At 52.7% G+C, this 22,646-nt stretch carries 24 protein-coding genes and 1 tRNA gene; 11 read left to right on the top strand and 14 right to left on the bottom strand.

Annotation, left to right across the window (positions count from 1 at the left end; all coding sequences use genetic code 11):
* Window positions 1-23 precede the first annotated feature (23 nt).
* The 9 genes from D6783_04370 to D6783_04330 all read right to left on the bottom strand — a co-directional run bounded on the left by D6783_04370 (window position 24) and on the right by D6783_04330 (window position 3,828).
* On the bottom strand, window positions 24-221 hold the full coding sequence (locus tag D6783_04370) for a DNA-directed RNA polymerase subunit N (protein ID RME52586.1): 198 nt from the start codon (window positions 219-221) through the stop codon (window positions 24-26).
* Window positions 222-259: 38 nt separating this feature from the next.
* On the bottom strand, window positions 260-661 hold the full coding sequence (locus D6783_04365; protein ID RME52585.1) for a 30S ribosomal protein S9: 402 nt from the start codon (window positions 659-661) through the stop codon (window positions 260-262).
* The gene (locus D6783_04360; protein ID RME52584.1) at window positions 658-1,077 is read right to left on the bottom strand and encodes a 50S ribosomal protein L13; all 420 of its coding nucleotides are present in this window, start codon (window positions 1,075-1,077) and stop codon (window positions 658-660) included. Before D6783_04360 ends, D6783_04365 begins: the two co-directional genes overlap by 4 nt.
* A complete protein-coding gene (locus D6783_04355; GenBank protein ID RME52583.1) occupies window positions 1,074-1,433 on the bottom strand; it encodes a 50S ribosomal protein L18e in 360 nt (119 codons plus the stop codon). Before D6783_04355 ends, D6783_04360 begins: the two co-directional genes overlap by 4 nt.
* A gap of 34 nt (window positions 1,434-1,467) precedes the next feature.
* Window positions 1,468-1,551 (bottom strand) — tRNA-Leu (locus D6783_04350).
* Between the two features lie 3 nt (window positions 1,552-1,554).
* Window positions 1,555-2,406 (bottom strand): DNA-directed RNA polymerase subunit D, encoded by an 852-nt coding sequence (locus D6783_04345; GenBank protein ID RME52582.1) that lies wholly within the window; start codon window positions 2,404-2,406, stop codon window positions 1,555-1,557.
* Window positions 2,342-2,740 carry a 30S ribosomal protein S11 gene (locus tag D6783_04340; GenBank protein RME52581.1) on the bottom strand — a complete coding sequence of 133 codons (399 nt, stop codon included), beginning with the start codon at window positions 2,738-2,740 and terminating at the stop codon, window positions 2,342-2,344. Before D6783_04340 ends, D6783_04345 begins: the two co-directional genes overlap by 65 nt.
* Window positions 2,737-3,351 (bottom strand): 30S ribosomal protein S4, encoded by a 615-nt coding sequence (locus tag D6783_04335; protein RME52580.1) that lies wholly within the window; start codon window positions 3,349-3,351, stop codon window positions 2,737-2,739. Before D6783_04335 ends, D6783_04340 begins: the two co-directional genes overlap by 4 nt.
* Window positions 3,352-3,828 carry a 30S ribosomal protein S13 gene (locus D6783_04330; protein ID RME52601.1) on the bottom strand — a complete coding sequence of 159 codons (477 nt, stop codon included), beginning with the start codon at window positions 3,826-3,828 and terminating at the stop codon, window positions 3,352-3,354. It lies immediately after the preceding gene.
* Window positions 3,829-4,222: 394 nt separating this feature from the next.
* Between D6783_04330 and D6783_04325 the strand changes: the two genes are divergently transcribed.
* Window positions 4,223-4,804, top strand: coding sequence for a hypothetical protein (locus D6783_04325; protein ID RME52579.1), 582 nt, complete (start codon window positions 4,223-4,225; stop codon window positions 4,802-4,804).
* An 89-nt stretch (window positions 4,805-4,893) separates the two neighbouring features.
* Here D6783_04325 and D6783_04320 read toward each other — a convergent pair whose 3' ends face one another.
* On the bottom strand, window positions 4,894-5,358 hold the full coding sequence (locus tag D6783_04320; protein RME52600.1) for a hypothetical protein: 465 nt from the start codon (window positions 5,356-5,358) through the stop codon (window positions 4,894-4,896).
* A 404-nt stretch (window positions 5,359-5,762) separates the two neighbouring features.
* Between D6783_04320 and D6783_04315 the strand changes: the two genes are divergently transcribed.
* Entirely contained in the window at window positions 5,763-6,617 is an 855-nt protein-coding gene (locus D6783_04315; GenBank protein ID RME52578.1) for a hypothetical protein, read from the top strand.
* A gap of 68 nt (window positions 6,618-6,685) precedes the next feature.
* Here D6783_04315 and D6783_04310 read toward each other — a convergent pair whose 3' ends face one another.
* Window positions 6,686-9,790, bottom strand: coding sequence for a hypothetical protein (locus D6783_04310; protein ID RME52577.1), 3,105 nt, complete (start codon window positions 9,788-9,790; stop codon window positions 6,686-6,688).
* On the opposite strand from D6783_04310, the gene D6783_04305 reads away from it, so the two are divergent.
* The 7 genes from D6783_04305 to D6783_04275 all read left to right on the top strand — a co-directional run bounded on the left by D6783_04305 (window position 9,612) and on the right by D6783_04275 (window position 18,600).
* Window positions 9,612-10,670, top strand: coding sequence for an ROK family protein (locus tag D6783_04305; protein RME52576.1), 1,059 nt, complete (start codon window positions 9,612-9,614; stop codon window positions 10,668-10,670). The two genes, D6783_04310 and D6783_04305, sit on opposite strands and share 179 nt — an antisense overlap.
* 197 nt (window positions 10,671-10,867) lie before the next feature.
* On the top strand, window positions 10,868-12,757 hold the full coding sequence (locus D6783_04300) for a VWA domain-containing protein (protein RME52575.1): 1,890 nt from the start codon (window positions 10,868-10,870) through the stop codon (window positions 12,755-12,757).
* 3 nt (window positions 12,758-12,760) lie between these two features.
* Window positions 12,761-15,373 (top strand): VWA domain-containing protein, encoded by a 2,613-nt coding sequence (locus tag D6783_04295; GenBank protein ID RME52574.1) that lies wholly within the window; start codon window positions 12,761-12,763, stop codon window positions 15,371-15,373.
* A gap of 75 nt (window positions 15,374-15,448) precedes the next feature.
* Complete coding sequence (locus tag D6783_04290) at window positions 15,449-15,880, top strand: hypothetical protein (GenBank protein ID RME52573.1); 432 nt, start codon at window positions 15,449-15,451, stop codon at window positions 15,878-15,880.
* A 60-nt stretch (window positions 15,881-15,940) separates the two neighbouring features.
* On the top strand, window positions 15,941-16,663 hold the full coding sequence (locus tag D6783_04285) for a hypothetical protein (protein RME52572.1): 723 nt from the start codon (window positions 15,941-15,943) through the stop codon (window positions 16,661-16,663).
* A 60-nt stretch (window positions 16,664-16,723) separates the two neighbouring features.
* Window positions 16,724-17,677: a MoxR family ATPase gene (locus tag D6783_04280; protein ID RME52571.1), complete on the top strand. Its 954-nt coding sequence runs from the start codon at window positions 16,724-16,726 to the stop codon at window positions 17,675-17,677.
* Between the two features lie 71 nt (window positions 17,678-17,748).
* Window positions 17,749-18,600, top strand: coding sequence for a DUF58 domain-containing protein (locus tag D6783_04275; protein ID RME52570.1), 852 nt, complete (start codon window positions 17,749-17,751; stop codon window positions 18,598-18,600).
* Window positions 18,601-18,714: 114 nt separating this feature from the next.
* Here the strand turns inward: D6783_04275 and D6783_04270 are convergent, their stop codons facing one another.
* On the bottom strand, window positions 18,715-19,545 hold the full coding sequence (locus D6783_04270; protein ID RME52569.1) for an NAD(P)H-hydrate dehydratase: 831 nt from the start codon (window positions 19,543-19,545) through the stop codon (window positions 18,715-18,717).
* Window positions 19,463-19,777 (bottom strand): hypothetical protein, encoded by a 315-nt coding sequence (locus D6783_04265; GenBank protein RME52568.1) that lies wholly within the window; start codon window positions 19,775-19,777, stop codon window positions 19,463-19,465. The genes D6783_04270 and D6783_04265 overlap by 83 nt, the downstream gene beginning before the upstream one ends.
* Between D6783_04265 and D6783_04260 the strand changes: the two genes are divergently transcribed.
* Window positions 19,753-20,628: a PD-(D/E)XK nuclease family protein gene (locus D6783_04260; protein RME52567.1), complete on the top strand. Its 876-nt coding sequence runs from the start codon at window positions 19,753-19,755 to the stop codon at window positions 20,626-20,628. The genes D6783_04265 and D6783_04260 overlap by 25 nt on opposite strands.
* Before the next feature lie 109 nt (window positions 20,629-20,737).
* Window positions 20,738-21,406 (top strand): hypothetical protein, encoded by a 669-nt coding sequence (locus tag D6783_04255; protein RME52566.1) that lies wholly within the window; start codon window positions 20,738-20,740, stop codon window positions 21,404-21,406.
* Window positions 21,407-21,451: 45 nt separating this feature from the next.
* Here D6783_04255 and D6783_04250 read toward each other — a convergent pair.
* Window positions 21,452-22,646 (bottom strand): hypothetical protein (locus tag D6783_04250; GenBank protein RME52565.1); only part of this gene is annotated, 1,195 nt, incomplete at its 5' end.

The following is a 22,646-nucleotide window of genomic DNA, read 5'->3' as shown; positions in this document are numbered from 1 at the left end:
ACTCCGCCTAGCCTGCTTCTTTCCTAGAATTTTTTGAATGTTGCGGCGGTGTCGATGAGGTCGACGTGGCCGAGGAAGACGGTTCTGCAGCAGTAGCGTTCGAGGCCGAGCGAGTCAAGGACGTTTTTGCGCTCTTCTCCTTTTTCTATGCGTTCTTTGTAGGTTTCCCACAAGTGGCCGATGGGTTTGCCGCAGCTAAAGCATCTGATGGGGATGATCATTGTTTTACCTCTTCCTTTTTTTTGAGTCTTTTTCTTTTTTATCGGTAGGACTTTTGTCGCTTGGCTCTTGCTTTGCCGTGTCTTCCTGGTTTGCTCTCTTCTTTCCTGCGCACGTCTGCGACGAGGAGGTTTCGGTCGTAGTTGAGGAACGTTTCCTTGAGTGCAGGCGTGTGTTTGACAAGAGCGCGTGCGATGGCGAGTCTGGCTGCGTCCGCTTGGCTTGTTACGCCTCCACCGAATACGTTGACGCGAATGTCTACTTTTTTTGCGGTATTCCCTGCGAGGATGAGCGGTTCTTGGATGCGCATGCGAGTAATGCGTGGGGTGATGTGTTCGAGTGAGATGTTGTTGATGCGTACATCTCCTTTTCCTTCCTTGAGTGTTGCCCTCGCAACTGCTCGTTTTCTTGTTCCTGAAACATGGATGACGTTCTTGCTCATGCTTTTCCTCCGAGTTTGCTGCAGATTTCCTTGATGGTGATGTACTTGAGGGTGGGGAGTTTGTCGACGGTTGAGAGTTCCAGGGTTACAGTTTCTTTGCCTTCAAATTCTGGTGGCGTACCGACGTAGCAGAGGATGCGTTCGTATGCTTCCCTTCCGCGTGGCTTCTTGTAGGGGAGCATGCCTCTGATGATGCGTCTGAGGAAGCGGTCAGGCATCCGTGAGAAGAAAGGACCTTTGCTTGGCGTTCCTCGCTTCACTTTTTGCTGGTAGTGTGCAAGGATGTGCTTCGGGTCGCCGCTGATGACTGCTTGTTCTGCGTTGATGATGCGAACTTCTTCTCCGAGGAGGGCTTGCTTTGCTGCGAAGGCGGCGAGTCTTCCTGCGATAGTGTTCTTTGCGTTGATGATGATCATCCGAGTATCCTCACTTTTTGGCCTTTAGGGTTTTCTTTCATGAGTTCTTCAACAGTGAGCGCGCGTCCTCCTGCGGATATCTTTCTTTTTGCCTCTTCGGAGAATGCGAACGCGGCGACGTGGACGGATCGGTTGAGCTCTCCGGTGCCGAGGACTTTTCCAGGAACGAGAACGGTTTCTCCATCCTTGGCGTAGCGGTTGATTTTGTAGAGGTTGACGATGCGGGTCTTTCTCGTTGGGCGTTCGAGGTCTTGCGCGACGCGTTGCCAGAGCTTGGCTTTGGTCTCTCTCGCGTGTTTTTTGAGTTCTTGAATGAGCCGTGCTCGTTCCGTGTTTGTCTTCTTGGTTATGTGCATCGTTGCGTCTTTTGTTTTGTTCCTTTTTTTTTGATGCGGGGGACGAGGTTCGAACTCGCGCAGGCACTAAGCCACTAGGCCCTCAACCTAGCCCGTTTGACCACTCCGGCACCCCCGCGTTTCATGCTTTTAGCCCTCCTTTGACTGCGTCGTCAAACGCTTTGAGCTCTTCGTTGAGCCGGGTTATGCCTTGGTGGATGATGTCGTCTGGGCTGAGTTGGCCCCAGCTTTCTACGACGAAGAGGTAGTTCCCGCTTGGGCTTGGTTCGATGTAGTCGTCTTCGATGTCAATAAGACCTGGTTGGGTGACTGCTTTGCTAAGGTCTTTGAGGTGGAGGGTTTTTCCTTTTTTTTCGTAGAGTTTTGTTGGGAAGCGTTCTTTGAAGCGGTCGTCTTCTTTTTTGATCGTGAGCGTTGGGATGTGGCGGTAAAAGACGAGGCCGGTGTTCCATTTCGCGTGCTCTTTGCCGACGCCAAGGATTGCTTTTGCTTCGAGGATGATGCTTTGCCCTTTTGCTAGTTTCACAATGGGGATGTCTGGGAAGGCAGGCTTGATTTTGGAGTCGCTGCTCTTCAGGTCTCTTGCGTAGACCATGGTCGGCTCCGGGACTTCAGAGACGTTGAGCGTGAGTGTTGCCGTGGTTGCTTTGCTTCCGGGTTCTTCTCCTTCCTTGAGCATTCGGTAGCTTGCCGGGTCGGTGGTGAGGGGGATGAGGCCGAGGCGGTGGGCTATGATTTCGTCGTAGAGGACGCTGGTGTTTTTTGTTATGGTGACCGTTTCGATGGCCATAACCGGGACTTCGTATTGCATGATGCGTCTGAGCGTGTTCAAGTACGCTGCGCTTGCACCTTCTACTAGGAAGATTGCTTTGTCCTTTGTTTTTTTGATGCGGGTAATTTTCATAGCGCTAGACCCTCCTCCCCCGCCTTCCACCTTTTTTTCGGCACCCTCCATGCGGGATGGGGGTGACATCTTCAATGAGTCCTATGCGAATGCCCATGCGTGAGAGTGCGCGGACCGCTGCTTGCGCCCCAGGCCCTGGGTTCATGGGCCCGTTGTGGCCGCCGGGCGCGCGTATCTTGATGTGGAGGCCTTGGATGCCCTTGTCCCTGCACGCTTCGCCAATTCTCTTTGCCGCGATCATCGCTGCAGTTGGGCTGCTTTCGAGGCGGTCTGACTTCACGACTTGTCCTCCTGATGAAACAGCAAGGGTTTCGGTCCCGCTCATGTCGGTGACGTGAATGATGGTGTTGTTGTAGGATGAGTAAATGTGCGCGACTCCCCAGCGAATGTTTTCGTGTTTCATGTTGTTTCCTCTTCGGCTTTTTCGAGTTCTTCTGCTTCAAAAGCAGGCAGGGCGTCTTCTTCTTCTGTTTTCTTTTGCTTTTGCTCCTTCACTTTTTGTAAGTCTTCTTCTCGTGGGCGTTCAGGGTGATCTTCGTTGGACAGACTGCTCCTTGGCGTGAAGGAGATGGTTCCTTCTTCGTGAAGGGAGACGAGGTAGCCGGGGCTGGTGACGATGCGTCCGCCAACGGTGACGTGCCGGTGGGTGATGAACTGTCTTGCTTGCAGTGGTGTTCTGGCGAGCATGTTCTTGACAAGGATGGTTTGAAGCCTTCTGTTGAGCAGGTCCCTGATGGTGAGGCTGAGGATGTCGTCGACGCTTGCGTCTTTGTTGACGAGGCCGAGGTTGGTGAGGCGCTGGAGGAGGTGGTTTCGCTCAATGTCTGCTTGGAGGTCGGTTCTTGCGAGGAGGCGCTTGGCGGTGTCTTTGTAGCGCTTGAGGACCGTGTTCATCTTGTAGATTTCTCGCTTGTTTCGGAGGCCAAAGTCTTTGATGAGGGTTCGCTCTTCTTCAATTCGGGTCTTTGACCACGGGTGGCTTGGTGTTTGGTATTGTTTTCTGATGCGTTTCATTTACTTCTTCCCTTTCTTCGTGACGCCCATGGCTTTTCCTTTGTTTTTGCGGAAGTTGCTCTTTGTTCTTTGCCCTCGTACGGGGAGGCCGAGGTGGTGGCGGATTCCGCGGTAGGATTTTATTTTCTTGAGACGCTTGAGGTCGTTTTCTTTGGTGAAGTCAAGGTCTGCGAGGAGGAGGTGTTTGTCTTCTCCTGTTTCGTAGTCTTTCCTCCTATTGACCAGCCATGAGGGGATGCCGTTCTTGAGGGGTTCTCTAATGATTTCGTTGAGGCGTTTTTCTTCTTCGTCGGTGAGTTCTCCAGTGATGGTGTCTGGGGAGATTCCTGCTTGTTTGAGTACGGCATTGGCGTACATGATGCCGACACCCTTGATTTTTCTCATGGCGTAGAGAATGCGCTTTTTTCCGTCCAGGTCCGTGTTTGCAATGCGGACGAGGTATTTCGTGTTTGGCTTTGCTTCTGGTTTTCCGGTCATGGTTGATCGTTTTTGGTTTTTGCTTTTTTTTTGTTCAGGGTTGCGATGAGCGTTGGCGAAAGCATTCACGAAAGCGTGAGTGGTGCTTGTTTCGCGCCTTGCACGTAGAGAAAGTTGCACTTTTGGCCGCCCTCTACGCTGCTCACTCGGGCAATCCAACGCGAGGAGGGAGCACGAGGGGGTTTATAAAGCTTGTGGGTTGGTGTTAGAGGGGGGATTTTGAGGTGGTGTGTTGTTAATGGTGGTGTGTGTTGTTAATGGCGGTTCTTGCGGGAGGGGGTGGAAGGCAGCGTAAGGTAAAGTTTTTGAATGGAAGGGTGTTTCCGCGCCCGTAGTTTGTTTTGAACTGCGGTTGTTGTAAGCAGTGGCTGAACACCGAGTTGAGGTTTTGCATATGCGCGTGTGGAGAAGGTTGAAAGAGGTTTTTTCAAGACCTCCTGAGAAGATTTTCTTGCGGAAGCAACCATTCCGTTACGTTACGAATGAGGATGGGGAGGGCGTGCTTGAAGTTGCTGATAGGAGTTTGTACGGGCAGGAACCGCAGGGGTTTGACTCGCCTATTAATGTAGGTTTTTACGTTGAGCGAGAGAAGGCAGGAGGAGGGGTGGAGAAAATTCTTTTTCAGACTGTTGAGCGGGTGGCCTGCATTCAGGCGCCGAGTAGGAACATTGCTGTAGGTGGCCAGGGAGGAACGTTTGGCTTGCTCGTTGAAGCGGAAGGCAAGAATCAGGGGAACACGCTTTACCTCGAGAAGGGTGTGGCAGATCCTGACGACTTGCTTGAGGCGCGCAGCCAGCTCGCGCATACAAAACTAGACATCTACCTTGTCAGGAAGGATGTTGCAAGCCCGCATGCAAAAGGCGTGTCAGGAGGGGGCGAGGGTGCTAGGGCGGAGCGGCCAAAAACGCTCGAGTCGCGAGTTGTCGTGTCCTATGTTGGGCGTATTGAGGAGCGCCCGAAAGAATTTTTTCAGTAGGATTGGCCTCCTCTTTTCGTTCTTCTTGCGTCTTTTTCTTTTTCGCTTTTTTTATATGGGGTTTTTTCAGTTTTTTTCTTTCCTTTTTCCTATGTTTTCGTAGTTGTTTCTGTGGTGTTCTCTTTGTCTTCGTGGAAAAAGGTTTTGTAGATGCGGTAGTGTTCGTCGCCGAGGAGAACGAGGAAGACTTTGCGAACGCAAAAGGGTTTGTACGTGGTAAGGATGTCCTTGGCGGTTTGGGCAGAGTAGTCGATGGGGATGCCGTACGCGCCGGTCCCGAGTGCGGGGAAGGCGATGCTTTCGCACCGGTAGCGGTCTGCGAGGCGTAGCGCATTGAGGTAGCAGTCGCGGAGTTTTTCCAAGGGGTCTTTTCCTTTTTTTGGGGCGACGGTGTGGATTACGATACGGGCGGGGAGGTCGAACGCAGGAGTGGCAACGGCTTCGCCGACAGGGAGTCCGTCGGGGTATTTTGTTCTGCGAATTTCTTTGCATGCGTCAAGGAGTTCAGGTCCTGCTTCTTCATGGATGGCGCCGTCGACACCTCCTCCTCCCATGAGAGAAGGGTTCGCCGCGTTCACGATCGCGTCTGCAGCGACGTTGGTAATGTCGTCTTGGATAACGTAGATGTAGAGTTTCACGTTCTCTTTTATGGTAAAACTCCTATTTAATTCCTTCTGCTTTGTTTTTAAATGGCGGGGATGTGCGGGGGAACAAGGAAGAAAGGTGTTAGGAAAGGAAAAAAACAGAATGGATAAAAAATCAGGGCGGGATAGGTGCTGTGAACTGCTGTGGTTAGTAGAAATAGAGGGTGCAAGGCAGTATAAAGTTAACAAATAAAGTTAATAAGATAATAAAATAAGATAATAAGATAGTATAATAGTAGTATACTGGTAGAAGACTAAAAAAACTAACAAGTACAAAAATTATAAATAGAGAGGCGGATGAGCACAAGAGCACGATGGCCGGTCAAAGGCATCAAGCAAGGCAGCACGCAGGTCAGGAAAGACGTGTGCGGGTTAGTCGTGAGCGTCGAGGGGGGAGTTCGCCCAAAGGCAGGTCCTCCGTCAAGGCGCCTGTCCAGAACGAAAAAAGAGCGCGAAAGTCTCCTCGTGCAGAGGACGCCGAGCGCCGCGAGGAGCGCAAGGAAAACCTTGTTGCCCTTGCGATTTTTTTTGGCATCCTGATCGTGATTGGTTTTTTGGGAACGAAGGGGTTTGGTGTGTTCAAGGGCGCTGAGGAAGCGCGGGTTGACGTGCAAGAGCCTGTTGTGTTGGCGCGTCAGCTCGTGAATGACGACTTCTTTTGGGGCGAGGCGAACGCGTCGGTTGTTGTTGTCGAATTTTGCGATGTGCTTTCCCCGTACTGCAAGGCGTTTCATGAGCGAGAGTTTCCTCGTTTAAAGGAGGAGTTCATTGATAGCGGTGTTGTTCGTTGGGTGTTTCGTGACTTTCCTTTGCAGGAACTACGCCCCCTCGCAGTTGAGGCGTCGTCAGCGCTTGAGTGTGCGCGAGAACAGGGCTTGTTTGAGCAGTACTTGGCCTTGCTATTTGCCAAGCAGAAAGAGGCAAGTTCATCTCGTGACGCGGCAGTGTTTTTTCGTTTGGCGAGGGAAATTGACGGAATGGATGGCGAGCTTTTTGATGAGTGCTTGAGCTCGAGGAAGCTTGAGCGGGAAGTCTTGTTTGATCGCTCAGAAGGACTGCGCTTTGGTGTGCAGGTTGTCCCGTTCTTCTTTGTGCATAACGAAACGATACTCGGCGAGGCAAGCTTTGCAGTGTTCTCAGACGCGATTAATCGCGCGAAAGATAGGTGACACGTGCGGGTGACGAAGACGTGCGCCTCTGGCCTCTCCAGAAACGTTCCTTCTTGAAAAGTGGTTGGTTAGTTGCTGCGTTGCATTGCTTCTTCAATGACGGGGAGGGGGTAGCCTTCGTTGACGAGCCGTATTTTTATTGCCAGGTAGCCGAGGCCTTGGGCTTTTAGTTGGTTGATGCGCAGCTCAACAGGGGGCAGTCCTGGAGGTTGCGGTGTCGCGAAGGGTTGTTGTTGCGCTGGCGTGGGTGGCGGTGTTCCTGGCGTGGCTTGTGTGGCGGGGGGGTGTTGCCAGTTGTTGTTCTGTGTTTGGAGGGGTGGTGATGGGGAGTACGTGTCGGGATGTTTTGGAGCCAAGAGCTTGAGAAGAGCCAGGCTGATGATAATGATAAGAAAGAGGGCAAGGACGGTTATTCCTATCCACGAAGGGGCGCCGAGGAACGTGCGAGCGCGTGTTTCTGCGTTTTCGTCCTCTTTTGCGGAGTCTGATTTTGTTGTTTCTTCTTGCTCCGGAGTCTTGGCCAGGCCAGGAATGGTTTCGCCGGTTTTTTCTTGGCTCTCTTGGTGCTGAGTACAGATTCTCGTTGTTGCTGGCTTGCCGCACCCGAGTGCAGTAACTTCCGTGCACGTGCGTTGTTGAACGTTGTTCGTGCACGGCCCCCACGCCGAGCATGCCCATTGGGCTCCGCATTCGTGAACGGGTTGGTTGATGAGGTCGGTGAGCGAGTGGGGCCGCGGCTGGCCGGGTATTTGTTGGGAAGGCGGCGTGGTTGAGAAGATGGGGGGGAGGAGGAGGGTGATGTCTGCTAGGTTGACGCAAGTGTTTTCGCTGCACACGTAGCCTTCGTCACACCCGCACGTTTCGCAGTCGAACTCGAGTTGGTACTGGTGAGGAGGCGAGCCGCTCCCCGCGCCTCCTGTGTCTTGGCAGAGTTCGTGTTGCGCGTTGCAAGCGCCGCTAGGGGTGCCGTCCGTGCAAGTCCCTGTCGTGGGGACGCAGGCGTTGTTTTCGCAGATGAAGCCGGTTCCGCACGCGTTTTGGCACAGGTCACAGTTGAACGTGAGCGTGTTCGTTTGTGCGTCGCACACTTCCCCCTTCGTGTTGCACTCTCCGTCGAAGGTGCCGTCGGAACAGGTAGTGCATCCTGCCGCTGCGCCGCTGCAGTCCTCGTCAACGTCGTTGCCGCAGACTTCTTCGGAAGGGTTTGCAGGGCAGCTGCAGTACGGTCCTGCGACGCCGGGGTTGATGGCGGGGTTGGTGTCGTCGCAGTCCGCGCCTCCGGCAGGGTTGGGGCAAAAGATTGGGTCTTGGGCGAAGTAGCCGTCCCCGTCCTCGTCGATGCAGGAGCATTCCCTGTCTCCTCCTTGGCAGTTTTCATCAATGCCATTACCGCAAATATCGGCCGCGCCTGGGTTGATGGCAGGGTTGGTGTCGTCGCAGTCCGCCCCTCCGGGAGGTGCAGGGCATTTGCTTTGGTCAAAGGTGCTGTATCCGTCCGCGTCTTGGTCGAACGCTTGGCAAGAGCAGGTTTCAAGAATGGTGCCGTCACAGTCCTCGTCGACGCTGTTGCCGCATATTTCAAAAGCGTGAGTGGGGACGCATTCATTGACGCATTCCCCGTTAGCATTACAGCTTTGTCCTTGCGGGCACGTTCCGCAGTTTTGGAGTTCGTTGCAGATGGTCCAAAGTCCGCAGGCTTTTCCGAGGCTGGTGCAGGTGTCCGTGCACGTTTGGCAGGCGGCGAAGCAGTCTGCGTCGTCGCAGTCAACGCTCCCGTCGCAGTCGTCGTCTTTTCCGTTTGTGCAAAGCTCTGTAGCCCCTGGGTTGACGGCCGCGTCGGCATCGTTGCAGTCAAGTCCTGTCTGGGCGCATTGGCTGCTTGCTTGGGAGCCGTACCCGTCATTGTCGTTGTCCGTGCAGCTTTGGGAGCATGAGAGGTCTTGCCCGTCGCAATCTTCATCGATGCCGTTGCCGCAAATGTCTGCTTCTTGCTTGACGCCGTTGGAGGGGTCGCAGTCGCAGTACGGGTTCGGATTCTGTGGGTAGATGTTCGGGTTGGTGTCGTCGCAGTCGGGAATGATGATGTTGTAGCGTTTATTGTTCTCGCAGTTCCATTGGGGGGGTGTTCCGTATTGGTCGCCGTCTTGATCCACGGCAGAACAAGGTTGGGTGCAAGCAGGGTCTTTGCCGAGCGTGTCGTCCCGGAAGCAGTCGTCGTCGATGCCGTTGCCACAGATTTCGTATTCGAGAGGGGGTTGGTTGTCTAGGTCACAGTCGCAGGTGGGGTCGATGTCAGGGTAGAGGGATCGTGGCGCGAGGAAGATGAGCGTGCTTGGGTCCTCGGGGTTCATGATGGGGTCGTAGCAGTCGTACACGCCGCCGGTCGGGCACGATGTTGCCTGGTCCGTTACGGCTCCGTCGCTGTCCCAGTCAAAGCAGCCTTCGCACGCGCCGCCTGGGTAGCCGTAGGAGAGTCTGCAGTTGAGTTCGGTGCAGTCGATGATGCCGTCACAGTCGTTGTCTTTTCCGTCGTCGCAATAGTCCTCAAAGGCTGCTTCGTCGTTCACCCATCCGACGTCAGGGTCGTTGTCGTTGCAGTCTTGTGCTGTGCTGACGCCATCCCCGTCGCAGTCGTCTTGTTGAATGCAGGCTGCGAGGGAGGGATGGGTGTGCGTGAGGAGGATGAGCATTGCGAGGAGGGCGAGGAGAAGATACGCGCGGCGGTTGTGCAGGATCGATTTTTGTTGCCGGACCATCGTGGAACAGAAGGTACTGAGCGCGCCACCTTTAAAAGCCTTGCTGTGGGGGGTGCTTGCGGTAGGCGAAAGCGCTTGTGAGGTTTGCGGGGAACGGTTTTTGTTTTCTTGCGTTTTCTTCACAAGATGCGGGGTTCGCAAGGGACGGCGTGTCTTTGGATTCTTGCAAACCTGCACGTGGCTCCCATAGAAGCTCCCATAGAAACTTATATTAAGTATCATAGAATGGAGTGTGGTTATGCGGTCTGAGTTGAAGACGAGCAAAGTTGTAAAGGCGCAGGGCGGGGGCGTGAGAGGCGTGGCAGAGGGGCAGGGTGGCGCGCGGAAAACGGGCTTGAGCATTGGCCTTGACGTTGGCGGGACAAAGATTGCAGGAGTGGTTATGAGACGTGATGGGCACGTGGTTGCCGCGTGCAAGGTCAAAACGGGTGCGGTGTTTGGGCGGGAGTTCGTCGTGAACAGGATGTTGCATTGCTTGCGCTTTCTTGCGCGGGAGGTTGAGAGCAAGGCGTTGCAGGACGAGGTTGCTGGTGTAGGTATTGGTATTCCTGGTGTGGTGCCGTGGAAGGGAGCGCTGGGAGAGGTGCCTAATATTCCTTCTTTTTCCGGGTTTGACGTTCGCAGGAGGTTCTTGTCACTGGGACGGGTGGTGGTTGGTAACGATGCTGACTGCTTCACGCTTGCAGAGGCGCGGTTGGGCGTTGCGAGAGGTGTGCAAAACGTTCTTGGCGTCACGTGGGGGACTGGTGTTGGTGGGGGGCTCGTCATTGGCGGAAACTTGTTGAGGGCGCGAAGCGGTGTTGTTGGGGAGATTGGTCATGTCGTTCTTGATCCTTCGTGGCCGCTTCGTTCAGGCCTCGGCGTTCGTGGAAGTGTAGAGTCAATCGCTGGCGGGAAGTTTATGCTGAAGCGGTACGCCGCGCTCGCCGGGAGGCGCACAAGGAAGCGTGACAAGCGAGTGTTTGAGCGTGTTGACGCGCTCTGGGAGCGTGGCGGCGCTGGAGGGCGGAAGGTCGTCCTTACCGCTGTTGATGCGTTGGGGAGGGTGCTGGGCGGGTTGGCTTCCGTTCTTGGCCTTGACCTCATCGTCGTGGGAGGGAGCGTCAGTGATCTGCCGGTCATTTCCGAGTTGGAGGCGCGTGTGAGATCATACGCTCATCCTTCAGCGAGGAAGGTGCGTGTTGTTCGGTCCCGCCTTGGCGGTCTTGCTGGTGCACTAGGCGCGGCGCTTCTTCTTTTTGAGCACGAAGAAGCGGTGCAGAGAGAAGATGCAAAGGTGACCTCGGGCTCGAGTTGAAGCGTGAGTTGTTGTGAAGGGGGTTGTTGGTGGTTGCCGGATGCGTTTTTTTGCCATTTTTAGCCTTCTGCACGAAGAGGGGTTCTTGCAGAATGCTCCTTGTAAGCCTTGTAAGAAAAGGACGGCGAGTGGATGCTAGAGCAGGAACGAGGAAAAAACCACACTTTTTATAAATCACTGATGTTTGTGTTTCTGGCATGGTGTGGTGGCAGGGAGTTATTGCAGGTGCAGGAGAGCTTGTGTCTTCACCGTCCCGTTTTGCAACGGAGCATTTTTTGTTTCCGGCAGGGCTCTGGGCGCTGCTAGCCCTTATTCCATTCATCATTTTTTACCTTATCCGCCCGAGGCCTAAACACGAAGCGATTCCTTCTTTGATGTTCATCCTGAAGGACATGGGCAAGACGAACGTGAACGCATTTCTGCGCAATTTCCTTCGTGACATTCTCTTTTTCTTGCAGCTCTTCGTTATTCTCTTGCTCGCCTTGGCTGCTGCAAAGCCTTTTGTAGAAGTGCCGAAGGTTTCGCTTGCGCAGGAAACAGTTGTTGTCCTTGACGTGTCTGCCTCGATGCAGGCAGGAGATCGTTTTGAGCGGGCGAAGGATGCTGTTCTTGATACGTTGGGGAAGGAAAACACGGTGATTGTAGTCAAGAACGTTGCGGAGTTGGTTATGGAGGAGGGTGATGAGACCTCTGCCAAGGAGCTTATTCGGTCGCTTGAGCCTGTTGAAACAACGACGAATCTTTATGATGCGTTGATTCTTGCAGGTGACTTCGTGGGGGAGTCTAGCAGGGTCGTTGTCGCGTCGGATTTCGTGAACACTGCAGGCGGGGCGAATTTTGAAACGGCGCTGCAAGCGATTCGCTCAAAAGGCGCTGTTGTTGAGCTTATTGATGTGTGGGAGCCTGTGGAGAATGTTGGCATTATTGATTTGGATGTTCGCGAGGATGAGTCTACGGTGTGGGTGAAAAATTATAATGACCGCCCGGAGCGTGTCGTGCTGCGGGTGTCGAACACGAGCGAGGAGCTCTTGCTCGGTCCTCACGCGACTGAGTTGGTCAAGTTCCCCACGCCGAATGGGGTGAACGAAGTTGTCTTGGAGGCTGATGACGGGTTCGTTGTTGATAACAAAGCGTATGTGAGCACGCCGGTTGAGCGAACGGTTCGTGCGTTGATGATTACGAACAACCCGCAAGCAAAGCAGGGTTTTTTGCAGCTGGCTTTTGACTTGATTGGGGAGAAGACCGCCACAAAGATTGTTTTGGATTATGTTGAGCCGCCCTCCACGACGGACTTGTCCCAGTATTCGTTGTTCATAATTAAGGATGTGGATGTGAGTTTGCTGTTACCCAGTGTGGTGAAAGAGATTGGTCGCCTCGTGCGAGAGGAAGGTGCTGCTTTGGTGGTTATGCCTCAGGAAGGCCTTTTCGCAATCGATTTTGGCAATCTTTTGCCAGTTCGTTTCGTTGCGGAGGGAGAGTCGCGACTCAATGTTGAGTTGCCGATAAAGAGCCTGCTCACAGAGGACATTGAGTTCGGTCAGGCATCGAAGTATTTTAAGACGTCGGCGCTGCCTGGCGTGACGGTATTGGCGAGGGGGGATGATGATGTGCAAACGCCCATGGTTGCGCTCAAGAAGGTCGGCGCGGGCTACGTGCTCTACTACGGTTTTTTTGATGGCTTTAGCACCTTCCCGTTGGATAATACGTACCCGGTGTTTTGGAAGCGAATGGTGGATTTTTTGACGAACAAGCCTGATGTGAACACGCTCAATTATCCGACAGGGACGCAGTTGAGTTTTGATAAGCTTGTTCGGGTGCGGTTACCAAAGGGAGGGGTTGTTGAAACAAACTTTATTTCCTTAGATAACGAGGGTTTGTACGAGTTTCCTGACCGCGTCATCGCTGCAACGCTCCGATCGGATAGGGAGAGTAGCGTGTTTACGCGTGATGAGGAAGCAGGGAAGGAGCGGCTCGGGTCTGGAGAGGTGAAGAAGCAACCGCTCGAACTCACGCCGTGGTTTATCGTGGCGGCGCTGCTGCTCTTGTTCCTTGAGCTCGTGTACATAAAGTTTCGAGGTGATTGTTAGAACATGGCGAGTTGGCTTGATTGGTTGTCGTTCAGCGTTCCGTTCGGGATTTTTGATGTTAAGTTGCTCCGGCCCGAAGCGTTCTTGTTATTGGTCCCTGGGGTCTTGCTCTTGGTATTCCTTGTTTTTAAGTCGCTTGCGAAAGTGAAGCTGACCAAGCAGGACGTGCGCAGGCGTAGGAAGCTTCGTGCGTGGCTGTTCGTGACGAGGATAGTTTTGCTGGTGGTCTTGATTCTTGCCTTGGCTGAGCCGTACGGCGAGGTGAGGCGAGTGACGGAAGGGAGTCCGAGGATTTTGCTCTTGGTTGATAACTCGACCAGCATGCAGGTGTTTGACCGCTCGTTCCTTCCTGAGTTGAAGGACTCTCTTGAGGCCTACCTTCCTGTTTCGGTTCGTTCCCTTGCGTTAGGGGAGGACTCCTTTATTGGTGATGGTATTCTGCAGAATCTTGAGCAAGGGGCGAATGTCCTGCTCGTAACAGATGGGCGTGTCACAGGGGGGACGTCGCTTGATGACGTTGGCTTGTTCGCGACGAATTTGAACGCGACCGTGAGCACCATTGAGTTGACGCCGAAGGAGCGGGAAGCATCTGTTTTTATCACCGGGCCGCGCAGGACGCTTGCTGATGTGGAGAACACGTACGCTGTTGGGATTACGTCGGTATTGCGGGATAGGGTGCGGTTGACCGTGCAGGTGGATGATGAGGTTGTTCTTGATGAAGACGTTGAGCTCGAGCCGGGCGGGGCGACGACGTACAAGGAGTTTAAGGCGTCGTTTCAGGATGGGTATCATAAGTTGACCGCGAGGATTTCGGGGGAAGACTTCTTTGCCATGAATAACGAGTATTACATGACGGTGAAGGTGCTTGAGAAGCCGAAAATTTTGTACGTGGGGAGTTCGAGGGATCCTCTTCTCGTGGTGCTTCGCAAGCTGTTTGATGTGGAGGTTCGCTCCTCGCTTCCTGATGATCTTGAACCGTATTATGCGGTTGTGGTGAATGACGTTCCTGCTGAGAAGCTTCGCAATGCCGACAAGCTCGGGGAGTACCTCATTGATGAGAACGGGGGTTTCTACGGGAACGGCTTGGTTGTTTTTGGTGGTTTCGACTCGTTTGAGCGGGGCGGGTATAAGAACAGCCCATTTGAGTCTCTGCTTCCGGTGCGGGTTGGGAAGGCGCAGAAGAAGAAGGGGAACCAGAATTTGATGTTTGTTATTGATGTCTCTGGTGGCGTGCAGAATGTTCGCTGGGTCGTGCAGCCTGACGGTTCTTTGGAAGAGGTGCGTGACAAGGTTGCTCCAGTGGAGATGATTAAGAATCGTGTTATTGAGATTTTGGAAGTGCTTGACCCGACTCACCGCGTGGGCGCGAACGCGTTCGGTATTAGTACTGTGGGGAGCAAGTTCGGTTCCGCTTCGGAGGCTGTTGCCGCGACGATGAAGCGGCTTGAGCCCCCCCCGGGTTCCCCGATGAACAAGTACTATGATATTAAGAAGAAGTTGATTGACGAGGTCGTGAACCTTCGCGGCGGCGGAAATTCGTTTCCTGACGTTGCGTTTCGGGACGCGGTGAATTTGTTGTCGAAAACGACAGGGGATAAGCGCATTATTCTCTTGACCGATGGGAAGTTTCAGGGGCGCACGCGTGAGCAGCTCGCAGAGTATGTGGAGTCAGCGAGGCGCTTGGGTATTCAGACGTTTGTCATCGGGGTGGGGCGTGATGATCGCAACATTGACGAGGCGTTCTTGCGTGACGTCCTTGCAAAGCGTGGGGACGGCGTTTACGTGCCTTCACGTGAAGTGAACAAGGTGAAGATTTTGTTTGGGGATCCTGAGAATAAGGAGTTCGGCGATGATTTCACCTTGTTTTATTTAAGCCTGAATCATTTCATCACGAGGGATATGGACGCGCTGGGCGTGTATCCTTCATTGAACGGGTGGAATCAAGTGGTGCCGAAGGCATCAGCGCAGCTCTTGGCCACGACGGACGCGGGGGATCCGGCTTTGACGGTGTGGAAGTATGGGAATGGGAGAGTTGCTGCTTTGACGGTGTTTCGTGGTGATTCTCTCGGGCCCTTGTTGACGAAGGAAAACTCGATTTTGGTAACGAGGATTTTGAACTGGGCTGTTGGGGATCCTGAGCGAAAGGCGGAGTATTTCATTGACGTTCCTGATGTGGAAGTTGGAAAGGAGGCCAAGCTTGTGCTTCGCTCGAAGAAAATTCCTTCTTCTGAGTACTTGGAGTTCACGAAAGAGGGGCCGAACACGTATTCGGCGACGTTCTCCGCGCCGGATCAAGGATTTTCTTCGCTTCTTGGCGCCGTGTTCGCGGTGAATTACGTGAGGGAGTACAAGCGGGTCGGGGTGGATCCGGGCCTGCAGTCCTTGGCAGAGGTTACGTGGAGTGTGGTGGAGACGCAGGGGGGTGCTGAGGCTGCCGTGCGGTGCAGTAAACCTTTTAAACCTGCAGAGGTGGACCGTATCGTCTCGTGTGCGAAGACTGCTGCCCGGCGGGTGGTGGTGGAGCGAACGATCATTGTTTGGCCGCTCATCGCCTTGGCACTCGTTGTGTACTTGGTAGAGCTTGTCCTTCGCAGGCGTTATGAGAGGAGGAGGTAAGGGAGAAACGTGTCATCGAAGTTCATGAGCAACCATATTAACTTGTTCTTGCTCTTCCTATTAGTTTTTGTTATCATGACGTTTACAGGCGTCACTATTTTTTTTCAGGACAATTTTAAGGTACTTGCGACAACGACGGATTTGACATTGACGAATCTGTCTGTTTGCAAAGAGCAAGTTGAGAGTTATCGTGAGCAGCTCTCGGCTGTCTTGACTGAGTTGAACACGACGGAGCAGGATGTTGAGAAGTATGACATACTCTACTCCAAGAAGGTGGCGGAGCTTGCGAGTCTTGAAGAGGAGAAGCAGAAGGTCGAGAGGAATTTGCAACTTGCAAATGTTGAGAAGGAACGCCTCAAGAAGTTGTACGAGGACGAGCGGCTTGCAAGGCAGAAGGATCAGCGTGAGTATGAGAAGCGCATTCAAGATTTGAATGATTTGGTTGATAGCTTGCGTGACGAAATTGACAATTTGGAGGATGACCTTGCGGCTTGCCAGGCGGGCTAGCGGCATCCGGGGGTTTGTTGGCGTATGCGGTCGATAAGGAAGTTGTTTGATGAAGTGTGGATGGAGATCATTAAGGTTGTTTTTGTCAATGCTATGCTCAACACCGTGATTTTCTTCTTCGTGATTCACCTCGTGTTTTCGTTGTTTTCAATTCGGGCGCTCTGGTCGATCTACGCCGCCACCGCGTATTTCGTATACACAACGTATAAGCAGGTGCGCAAGGTGCGTTTGCACGTGATTGAGGAGAAGAATCCGCAAGTGCGGGAGATCTTGCGGACTGCAAACGACAATATGGACGAGGATAATTTGATGGTGAGGGCGATGTTTCGTGATTTGATGGAGCGCATGAAGACTGTTTCTGGAGGGAGTTTTCTCGAGGCGCGGGTGGTTGTTGTGAAGATTTTGATTATCACGTTCCTGAGTGTCGCCATTGTTTTGCTTGCTTCGTTCAGGGTGGACTTGGGGTTGTTTGACAACCCGTTTGACGCGGTGTTTGCGTGGTGGCAGCAAGGAGGGAATCAGACTGGCCAGGTCAGTGAGGAGCTTGAAGATCCTTTGGCCGCGAGGATTGGAAAGGTTGACACTGAAATCGTCTTCACGCCGCATTTGAATAAGATTAACTTCAACGAGGTGGAAGATCCGGATGAGGTGAAGAAAAAGGCCGAAAACTTTTTTTATGATGAGGGTGTGGAGGCTGTTGCCGACGCCCCGAGCAATCAGAAGGCGATTCGTGAAGCCGCGTTGGCTTCGGAGTATTCGCAGAAGGTAAAGGAGCTCCAATAGGGCTCCAAGAGAGATGCAACAAGGCGGGAAGGGCCCGAATGAGTTGAGAGGTGGACGTGAATGGGAGATATTGATTTTGTGAAGAACATTGACAAGTTGAAGGCGACGTTCAGCAATATTGTCGGCGAGGTCGGGAAGAAGATTGTAGGGCAGCGTGCCGTTGTTGAGCAGATTCTTGTTGCTATTTTGTGTAATGGTAATGCGTTGCTTGAGAGTTATCCAGGTCTTGGGAAGACGAGCATGGTCAAGGCGATTGCTGAAGTCTTGAATTTGAAGTTTAACCGTATTCAGTCAACGCCCGACTTGATGCCTTCTGACATCACGGGCACGTACATGATTGAGGAGAAGGATGGGAAGAAAGTGTTTCGGTTCCAGAGAGGTCCTATTTTTGCAAATATCGTCTTGGCCGATGAGATTAATCGCGCGACGCCCAAGACGCAGTCGGCTCTTCTTGAGGCAATGCAGGAGCGTCAGGTCACGGTGGGGAATCAGACGTTCAAGCTTGATGAGCCGTTTTTTGTGCTCGCGACGCAGAACCCGATTGATCAGGAGGGAACGTACCCGTTGCCGGAGGCGCAAACGGACAGGTTTTTGCTCAAGATCTTGGTGGGGTATCCTGAAAAGGACGAGGAGATAGAGATTGTTGATCGGTATACGAAGGCGCAGGAGCCAAGTGATTTGAAAGTGCTCTTGAGCGGGGAGTCGGTCAAGTTGCTTCAGCGTTTGACGCGCCAAGTTCCTATTGCGAATGATATTAAGAAGCGGGCGGTGGATGTTGTTCGCAGGACGAGGGAGCTTCCCGATCTTATTGAGTACGGAGCATCTCCTCGCGCGTCGCTCGCGCTGGTCTTGGCCGCGAAGGCGAAGGCGCTCCTGGACGGGCGCAAGTACGTGAGCGTGAAGGATGTTGAGGACATGGCGTACCCGGTACTTCGGCACAGGATTATTTTGAATTTCAAGGCAGAGCGTGACGGCAAGTCGCCTGATGACGTTATTAAGGAAGTGCTCAAGTAGGGAGGCGGGCGTGCTTGTGTATCTTGTTGTGTGGCGTTCCTCTCTTGGAAAGAGGGTTTTGAAGGTGGCGTATGGCGATTGACCTTGAGTTTTTGCATCAGTTGGACCGGCTTAAGTTGATTTTGAAGAAGAAGGTGCATGCTGATTATCAGGGAGATAGGGAGTCTCGCACGTTCGGGTCTGGCTTGACGTTTCAAGATTACCGAGAATACGTTCCCGGAGACGATTTTCGGCACATTGACTGGAAGGTGTTTGCAAGGACGGACAAGTTGTTCATTCGCCGGTACGAAGAGGAGCGGAATTTGACAGTGCACATCTTGGTGGATAATAGTGGCTCGATGGGGTATGGGAAGACGATTCCGAAGTTTGATTATGCGGCGATGCTGGGGTTGGGGTTCGCTTACATGGCGCTTCGGAATAATGAGAAGTTCAATCTGAGTACGTTCTCGACGAAGGCGGATCCGTTGCGTGCGTCGAGGGGGTCGAGCCAGATTGTTGCTATGGCGGATGTGCTTTCGCGGATGAAGATTGTGGGTCAGTCTGATTTGCGTTCGACGATGGAGTCGTATCGGCGAATGGTTCGCTCTCGTTCTCTTATAGTGTTTATTTCTGATTTTCTTTATCCGATTGAAGAGGTTCGGGAAGTGTTGCAGCGATACAGGAAGTCCGAGCTTTTTCTGGTGCAGGTGCTTGATCCTGCCGAGCGTGACTTGGCCGTGTCGGGTGACGTGCTCTTGGAGGATGTGGAGTCTCGTCAGCATTTGCGCACGTATATTTCTGAGCGGATGAAGAAAGTGTATCAGGACCGGTTGGAAACGCATATTTTTGCGATTAAGGATGCGTGCGAGCACGTAGGGGCTTCGTTTGTTTCTGTCACGACGGACACGCCTATTTTCGAGACGTTTTATCACATATTGGCGTGATGGATTTGCGTGTTGGGGGAGCTGGTCTTCTGGTTTGGCGTCAAGGCAGTGCAGAATGGTTTTTTGTGTTTGTTTCTCGAGAATGGTTTAGTTTTCTTTTCTTCTTCGTGCTGGTTATGTCCAGATGCAGAGTTTGCGAAGTGTTTTTGGGATTGCGAGGAGGAGGTCGCTTGCGAGAAGGCCGTTTCCAACGTGTTTTTCGAGTTGCTCTCCTGCCTTGCCTGTGGCGTAGGCTGCGATACGCGCGCTAAGTGTGTTTTCTTTTATTTGAGCGTAGAGTCCTGCGCAAACGCCTGCAAGGACGTCTCCTGTTCCTGCAACGGTCATTGCTGCGGTGCCGCTTGTATTTTTCCATGTCTGTTTTGCGGTGATGATGAGGTCGTGGTGGCCTTTGAGGAGAATGGTGTTGGTTCCGAGTTTGCTGGCGAGTTGTTCCTTTGTTGTGCGGTTTGCTGCGAGGAGTTTGTTGAATTCCTTTGTGTGAGGTGTGAGGATGGTGTTGTGCACGGTGGCGAGGTTGGTTGCTTGGATTGCGTCCGCGTCGATGACGAGTTGTTTTTTTCTCCAGGCGAGGAAGGCCTTGATGACTGACATCGTGTTGCTTCCCGCCCCGTTTCCGATGAGGACGATGTCTGCTTCCTGTGCTGCTTTTTTGAGGAGGGGGAGGTGGGTTGTGGAGAGCTTGTTTCCCGGGAGTTTGATGGTGATGAGGTCGGGGGTGTACGTGTTTGCCGCTATTGCGACGCTTCTGGGTGCGGCGAGGATGACTTTGTCGGCGCCAGCTCGAAGGGCGGCTGTTGCAGCGAGGATGGGCGCGCCCGTGTAGGTGTCGCTGCCGCCTATGACGAGGACGGTGCCGTTGTCACCTTTGTGGCTGCGGGGGTTTCTTTTGGCGGCGTGTGCGAACGCTTTTTTGTTGATAACGTGGGTGTTGGTTGAATGCATTTCGTTGTGCGGTCTTTGCAGCAAGATTTTTTTTCTTGTCTTGTTTTTGTTGTTGGTGTTTTAAGTGGTTTTTGGTTTTTTTTTGGTGCAAGGGTGTGCGGGGCGTGTGCAGGAGTGTTGTGGCGTCACGAGTGTCTCTGAAGGGGGTTTTTTCACTGTTCAACCGTGCGTAAGGTTTATAAGCGCGGTTTGTTCCGTCTCTGGCGTATGTCGCGAATGCAGAGTCCTTCATCGATTAACACGTATAAGCAGTGCCCGAGGAAGTATTATTACCGTTACATTGAGAATTTGCCATCACGGCCGAGTGTGCATACCTTGCGGGGAAACGCGGTGCACAACGCTCTTGAAGATTTTTTCAAGGTTGACATTGAGCGGGTGAATGAGCAGAATTATCAGTTTGAGCTCAACACACTCTTGCATGATTTGTTGAGGCAGCGTTGGAATGAGGTGCGCGAGGAGTTTAATAAGCTTGGTTTGGGAAGGGATGAGCTTTACCAGTATTATATGGAGTCAAAGGAGATGTTGCAAAAATGGTTTACGCGTTTTATGAATCGGTTGCATCCCTTGGTTGCTCAGGCGGGGCTGGTTCCTGCGTTTCGGCGTCTCGTTCCGAAGACTGAAGTGTTTTTAGAGTCGCGGACTTTTTTTGTTAGGGGGTATATTGATGCTATTTATGAGGATGAGGCAGGCGTGAGGATTTTGGATTACAAGACGAGCAAGTCAAACAGGATTTCTGATGAGTACCGCTTGCAGCTTTCGATTTATGCGTTGTTGTATCAGGAAGCAAATAATGGGCGGCGGCCTGACAAGGTGGGGATTCACTTCTTGAAATTTGGAGAGGAATCCTACCTTGATGTGAATGATGATTTGATTGCGTTTGCAAAAAAAGAATGTCAGGCTATTCAGGTGAATACGCAGTCAATTTCTATGAGTGATTATCCAAAGAATGTTGGGCCGTTGTGCAAGTGGGCGACGGGGCAGTGTGATTTTTTTGAGACGTGTTTTGGTCAGATCACCATTGAAGAGGCGAGGGAGCGGGCCAAAAAGGAGATGGGTGGCGATGGTGAAGGTTCGGAGCAATAGGGAGGAAGGGTCTTTGTTTTGCGTAGCGGCGGGTGTTGTTGGTGGTTCGGCGGAGTTGGGAAGCGCGAGGCAACATGTTTATATAATGTTGTAGGTTTGCTCTTGTTCTATGCGTGTTGTCCATATTCAGACCCGGCTTGAGGGCGATGTCGTTCTTCCTCAGCGTTTGCTCTCGTCATTGCCGCGTAAGGTGGCGTTGTTCACGACGGCGCAGCTTGCGCACGTGAGGGGTTTGTTAGGGGAGCAGTTGCGCGAGGCGGGGAAGGAAGTGGTTTTGACGCGTATGCGGCACACGTGGGAGGAAGGTCAGCTCTTGGGGTGTAGTACGTTGCCGGTCGCTGTTGCTGCTGATGCGTTTTTGTATGTGGGGGATGGGGAGTTTCATCCCCAGGCGCTTGTGATTGGGAACGAGCTTCCTGTGTTTTGTTTCAATCCTGTTTCGGGTAAGTGGTGTCGGTTTGAGGAAGGGTGGATTCGGCGGGTGAAGAGGCAACGCAAAGGAGCCTTGGCTGCTTTTTTTGGGGCGAAGAGAGTTGGCGTAGTGGTGACGACGAAGTCGGGTCAGCAGCGCTTGTCTGCGGCGTTGTCGCTTCGGGAGCGGTTTGTTGATAAGGAGTTCTTTGTTTTTTTGATGGATGTGGTAGTGCCTGAATCGCTGGAAGATTTTCCCTTTGTTGAAGTTTTTGTTAATACGGCGTGTCCGCGCCTGGGTTTTGATGATTTTTCGAGGTTTCCTAAGCCCGTGGTGAACTTGGATGATGTTGGTATTGTGTGGTGAGGTTGCTTTTTTTCTTCTCTCGCGTTCTCTTGGTTGTTGTGGTTTTTAGGCGATGGGGTGTGCGGAGTGGTAGTCGAGGGTTCGTGCGCCTTTGAGGTTTTCTTCGAGGGAGCGGAGGCGATCGTAGAGGGTTTGGAGGGCGATGTAGATTTTGTTTCCTTGTTCTCGGGGGTCGTAGTGGGGGATGAAGGGGAGTTTTGCGGTGCAGGTGTCGTCGTGGTGGAGGCCGAGGTGGATAGCGATGATTTCGCCGAGTTTGCCGTTGAGGTCTTTGCTTCGGGTGATGGTTTGGTCTATGAAGGGTCTTCGTTCTTTGAGGAGGTCTTCGTAGTTTTGCGGTGTGATGATGACGGGCCTTGCGTTTTCTTCTTTTGGTGGGGGCGTTGGGATTTTGAAGAGTTGGTCGAGGGTTTTTCCTATGCTTCGCACTCGTTGCGGGACGCGCGTGACGGCGAACGCGTAATTGCTGATTTGAAGCCAGCCCCGGAGTGTTTCGTTCGGGAGCGGTTCTTTTGCTGCTTGGGCGGCGTGTTCTTCCACTGCTTTTTCGAAGCGTTGGAGTGTGTTGTTTTTGATGTCGTTGTAGAAGTCTTCAGCGGTGAGCCAGAATCGTGCCGCTCCTGGAGTGGTGATGGTGAAGCCGTTGGTGAGGTAGTGGAGGGGGATGAGAAGGCGGTTTGGTGAGGTGACTGAAGGGAAGTCTTTGTCTCTTTTTATTTCGAGGCCGAGGTGTTGCTGTCGGGAGATGTGCCCGATGCATCGGGAGAGGAGGTAGGCGGTGTCGATGTACGGTTCTCCGTCGAGTTTGCGGACGTTGTCTTTGCGTATGCCTTCTCGCAGGTCTTCTATGGTTGTTTCGAGGAAGCCGTAGATGCGTTGGAGTGCAGCGCTGTACGAGGGCGTTGTTATTTTTATGTTGATGCAGTAGGGGAAGGTGATGTTGTCGAGTTTGATGCTGGTTCGGTAGGGGCTGGTGGGGGGGAGGTTGTCGTTGTGGTAGCCTGTTGCTTGACGAGCGAGGGTTTTGAGTTGTTCGTCTCCTTGGTCAATGATTTCTTTTTTGAGGGCTCTGGCGCCGCGTTGGATGCCGAGGAGGTAGGCGGTGGCGCTTTCTTCGTTGAGGCCGGTGAAGCGTTGAGGTTTTTCGAGGACGATGGTTTCAAGGTTTGCTTTGTTCGTGTTCATTTGTTGGTGTTCTCTCTTTTTTTTGTCTTGGTGGTTTTCTTTTTTTTTTTGTTTT

The sequence above is a fragment of the Candidatus Woesearchaeota archaeon genome, from assembly GCA_003694805.1.
Classification (GTDB): Archaea; Nanobdellota; Nanobdellia; order Woesearchaeales; family J110; genus J110.
The sequence above is the reverse complement of the archived record's forward strand: the minus strand, read 5'-3'. Positions and strand labels throughout refer to the sequence as shown.

Coding starts and splice junctions, on each gene's coding strand:
- D6783_04340 (RME52581.1), bottom strand. CDS start 2,740: ATGAAACACGAAAACATTCGCTGGGGAGTCGCGCACATTTACTCATCC.
- D6783_04355 (RME52583.1), bottom strand. CDS start 1,433: ATGCACATAACCAAGAAGACAAACACGGAACGAGCACGGCTCATTCAA.
- D6783_04280 (RME52571.1), top strand. CDS start 16,724: ATGGGAGATATTGATTTTGTGAAGAACATTGACAAGTTGAAGGCGACG.
- D6783_04325 (RME52579.1), top strand. CDS start 4,223: ATGCGCGTGTGGAGAAGGTTGAAAGAGGTTTTTTCAAGACCTCCTGAG.
- D6783_04320 (RME52600.1), bottom strand. CDS start 5,358: ATGGGAGGAGGAGGTGTCGACGGCGCCATCCATGAAGAAGCAGGACCT.
- D6783_04330 (RME52601.1), bottom strand. CDS start 3,828: ATGACCGGAAAACCAGAAGCAAAGCCAAACACGAAATACCTCGTCCGC.
- D6783_04305 (RME52576.1), top strand. CDS start 9,612: ATGCGGTCTGAGTTGAAGACGAGCAAAGTTGTAAAGGCGCAGGGCGGG.
- D6783_04275 (RME52570.1), top strand. CDS start 17,749: ATGGCGATTGACCTTGAGTTTTTGCATCAGTTGGACCGGCTTAAGTTG.
- D6783_04370 (RME52586.1), bottom strand. CDS start 221: ATGATCATCCCCATCAGATGCTTTAGCTGCGGCAAACCCATCGGCCAC.
- D6783_04360 (RME52584.1), bottom strand. CDS start 1,077: ATGATCATCATCAACGCAAAGAACACTATCGCAGGAAGACTCGCCGCC.
- D6783_04295 (RME52574.1), top strand. CDS start 12,761: ATGGCGAGTTGGCTTGATTGGTTGTCGTTCAGCGTTCCGTTCGGGATT.
- D6783_04290 (RME52573.1), top strand. CDS start 15,449: ATGACGTTTACAGGCGTCACTATTTTTTTTCAGGACAATTTTAAGGTA.
- D6783_04270 (RME52569.1), bottom strand. CDS start 19,545: ATGCATTCAACCAACACCCACGTTATCAACAAAAAAGCGTTCGCACAC.
- D6783_04345 (RME52582.1), bottom strand. CDS start 2,406: ATGTCACCCCCATCCCGCATGGAGGGTGCCGAAAAAAAGGTGGAAGGC.
- D6783_04255 (RME52566.1), top strand. CDS start 20,738: ATGCGTGTTGTCCATATTCAGACCCGGCTTGAGGGCGATGTCGTTCTT.
- D6783_04300 (RME52575.1), top strand. CDS start 10,868: ATGGTGTGGTGGCAGGGAGTTATTGCAGGTGCAGGAGAGCTTGTGTCT.
- D6783_04335 (RME52580.1), bottom strand. CDS start 3,351: ATGAAACGCATCAGAAAACAATACCAAACACCAAGCCACCCGTGGTCA.
- D6783_04315 (RME52578.1), top strand. CDS start 5,763: ATGGCCGGTCAAAGGCATCAAGCAAGGCAGCACGCAGGTCAGGAAAGA.
- D6783_04285 (RME52572.1), top strand. CDS start 15,941: ATGGAGATCATTAAGGTTGTTTTTGTCAATGCTATGCTCAACACCGTG.
- D6783_04365 (RME52585.1), bottom strand. CDS start 661: ATGAGCAAGAACGTCATCCATGTTTCAGGAACAAGAAAACGAGCAGTT.
- D6783_04260 (RME52567.1), top strand. CDS start 19,753: ATGTCGCGAATGCAGAGTCCTTCATCGATTAACACGTATAAGCAGTGC.
- D6783_04265 (RME52568.1), bottom strand. CDS start 19,777: ATGAAGGACTCTGCATTCGCGACATACGCCAGAGACGGAACAAACCGC.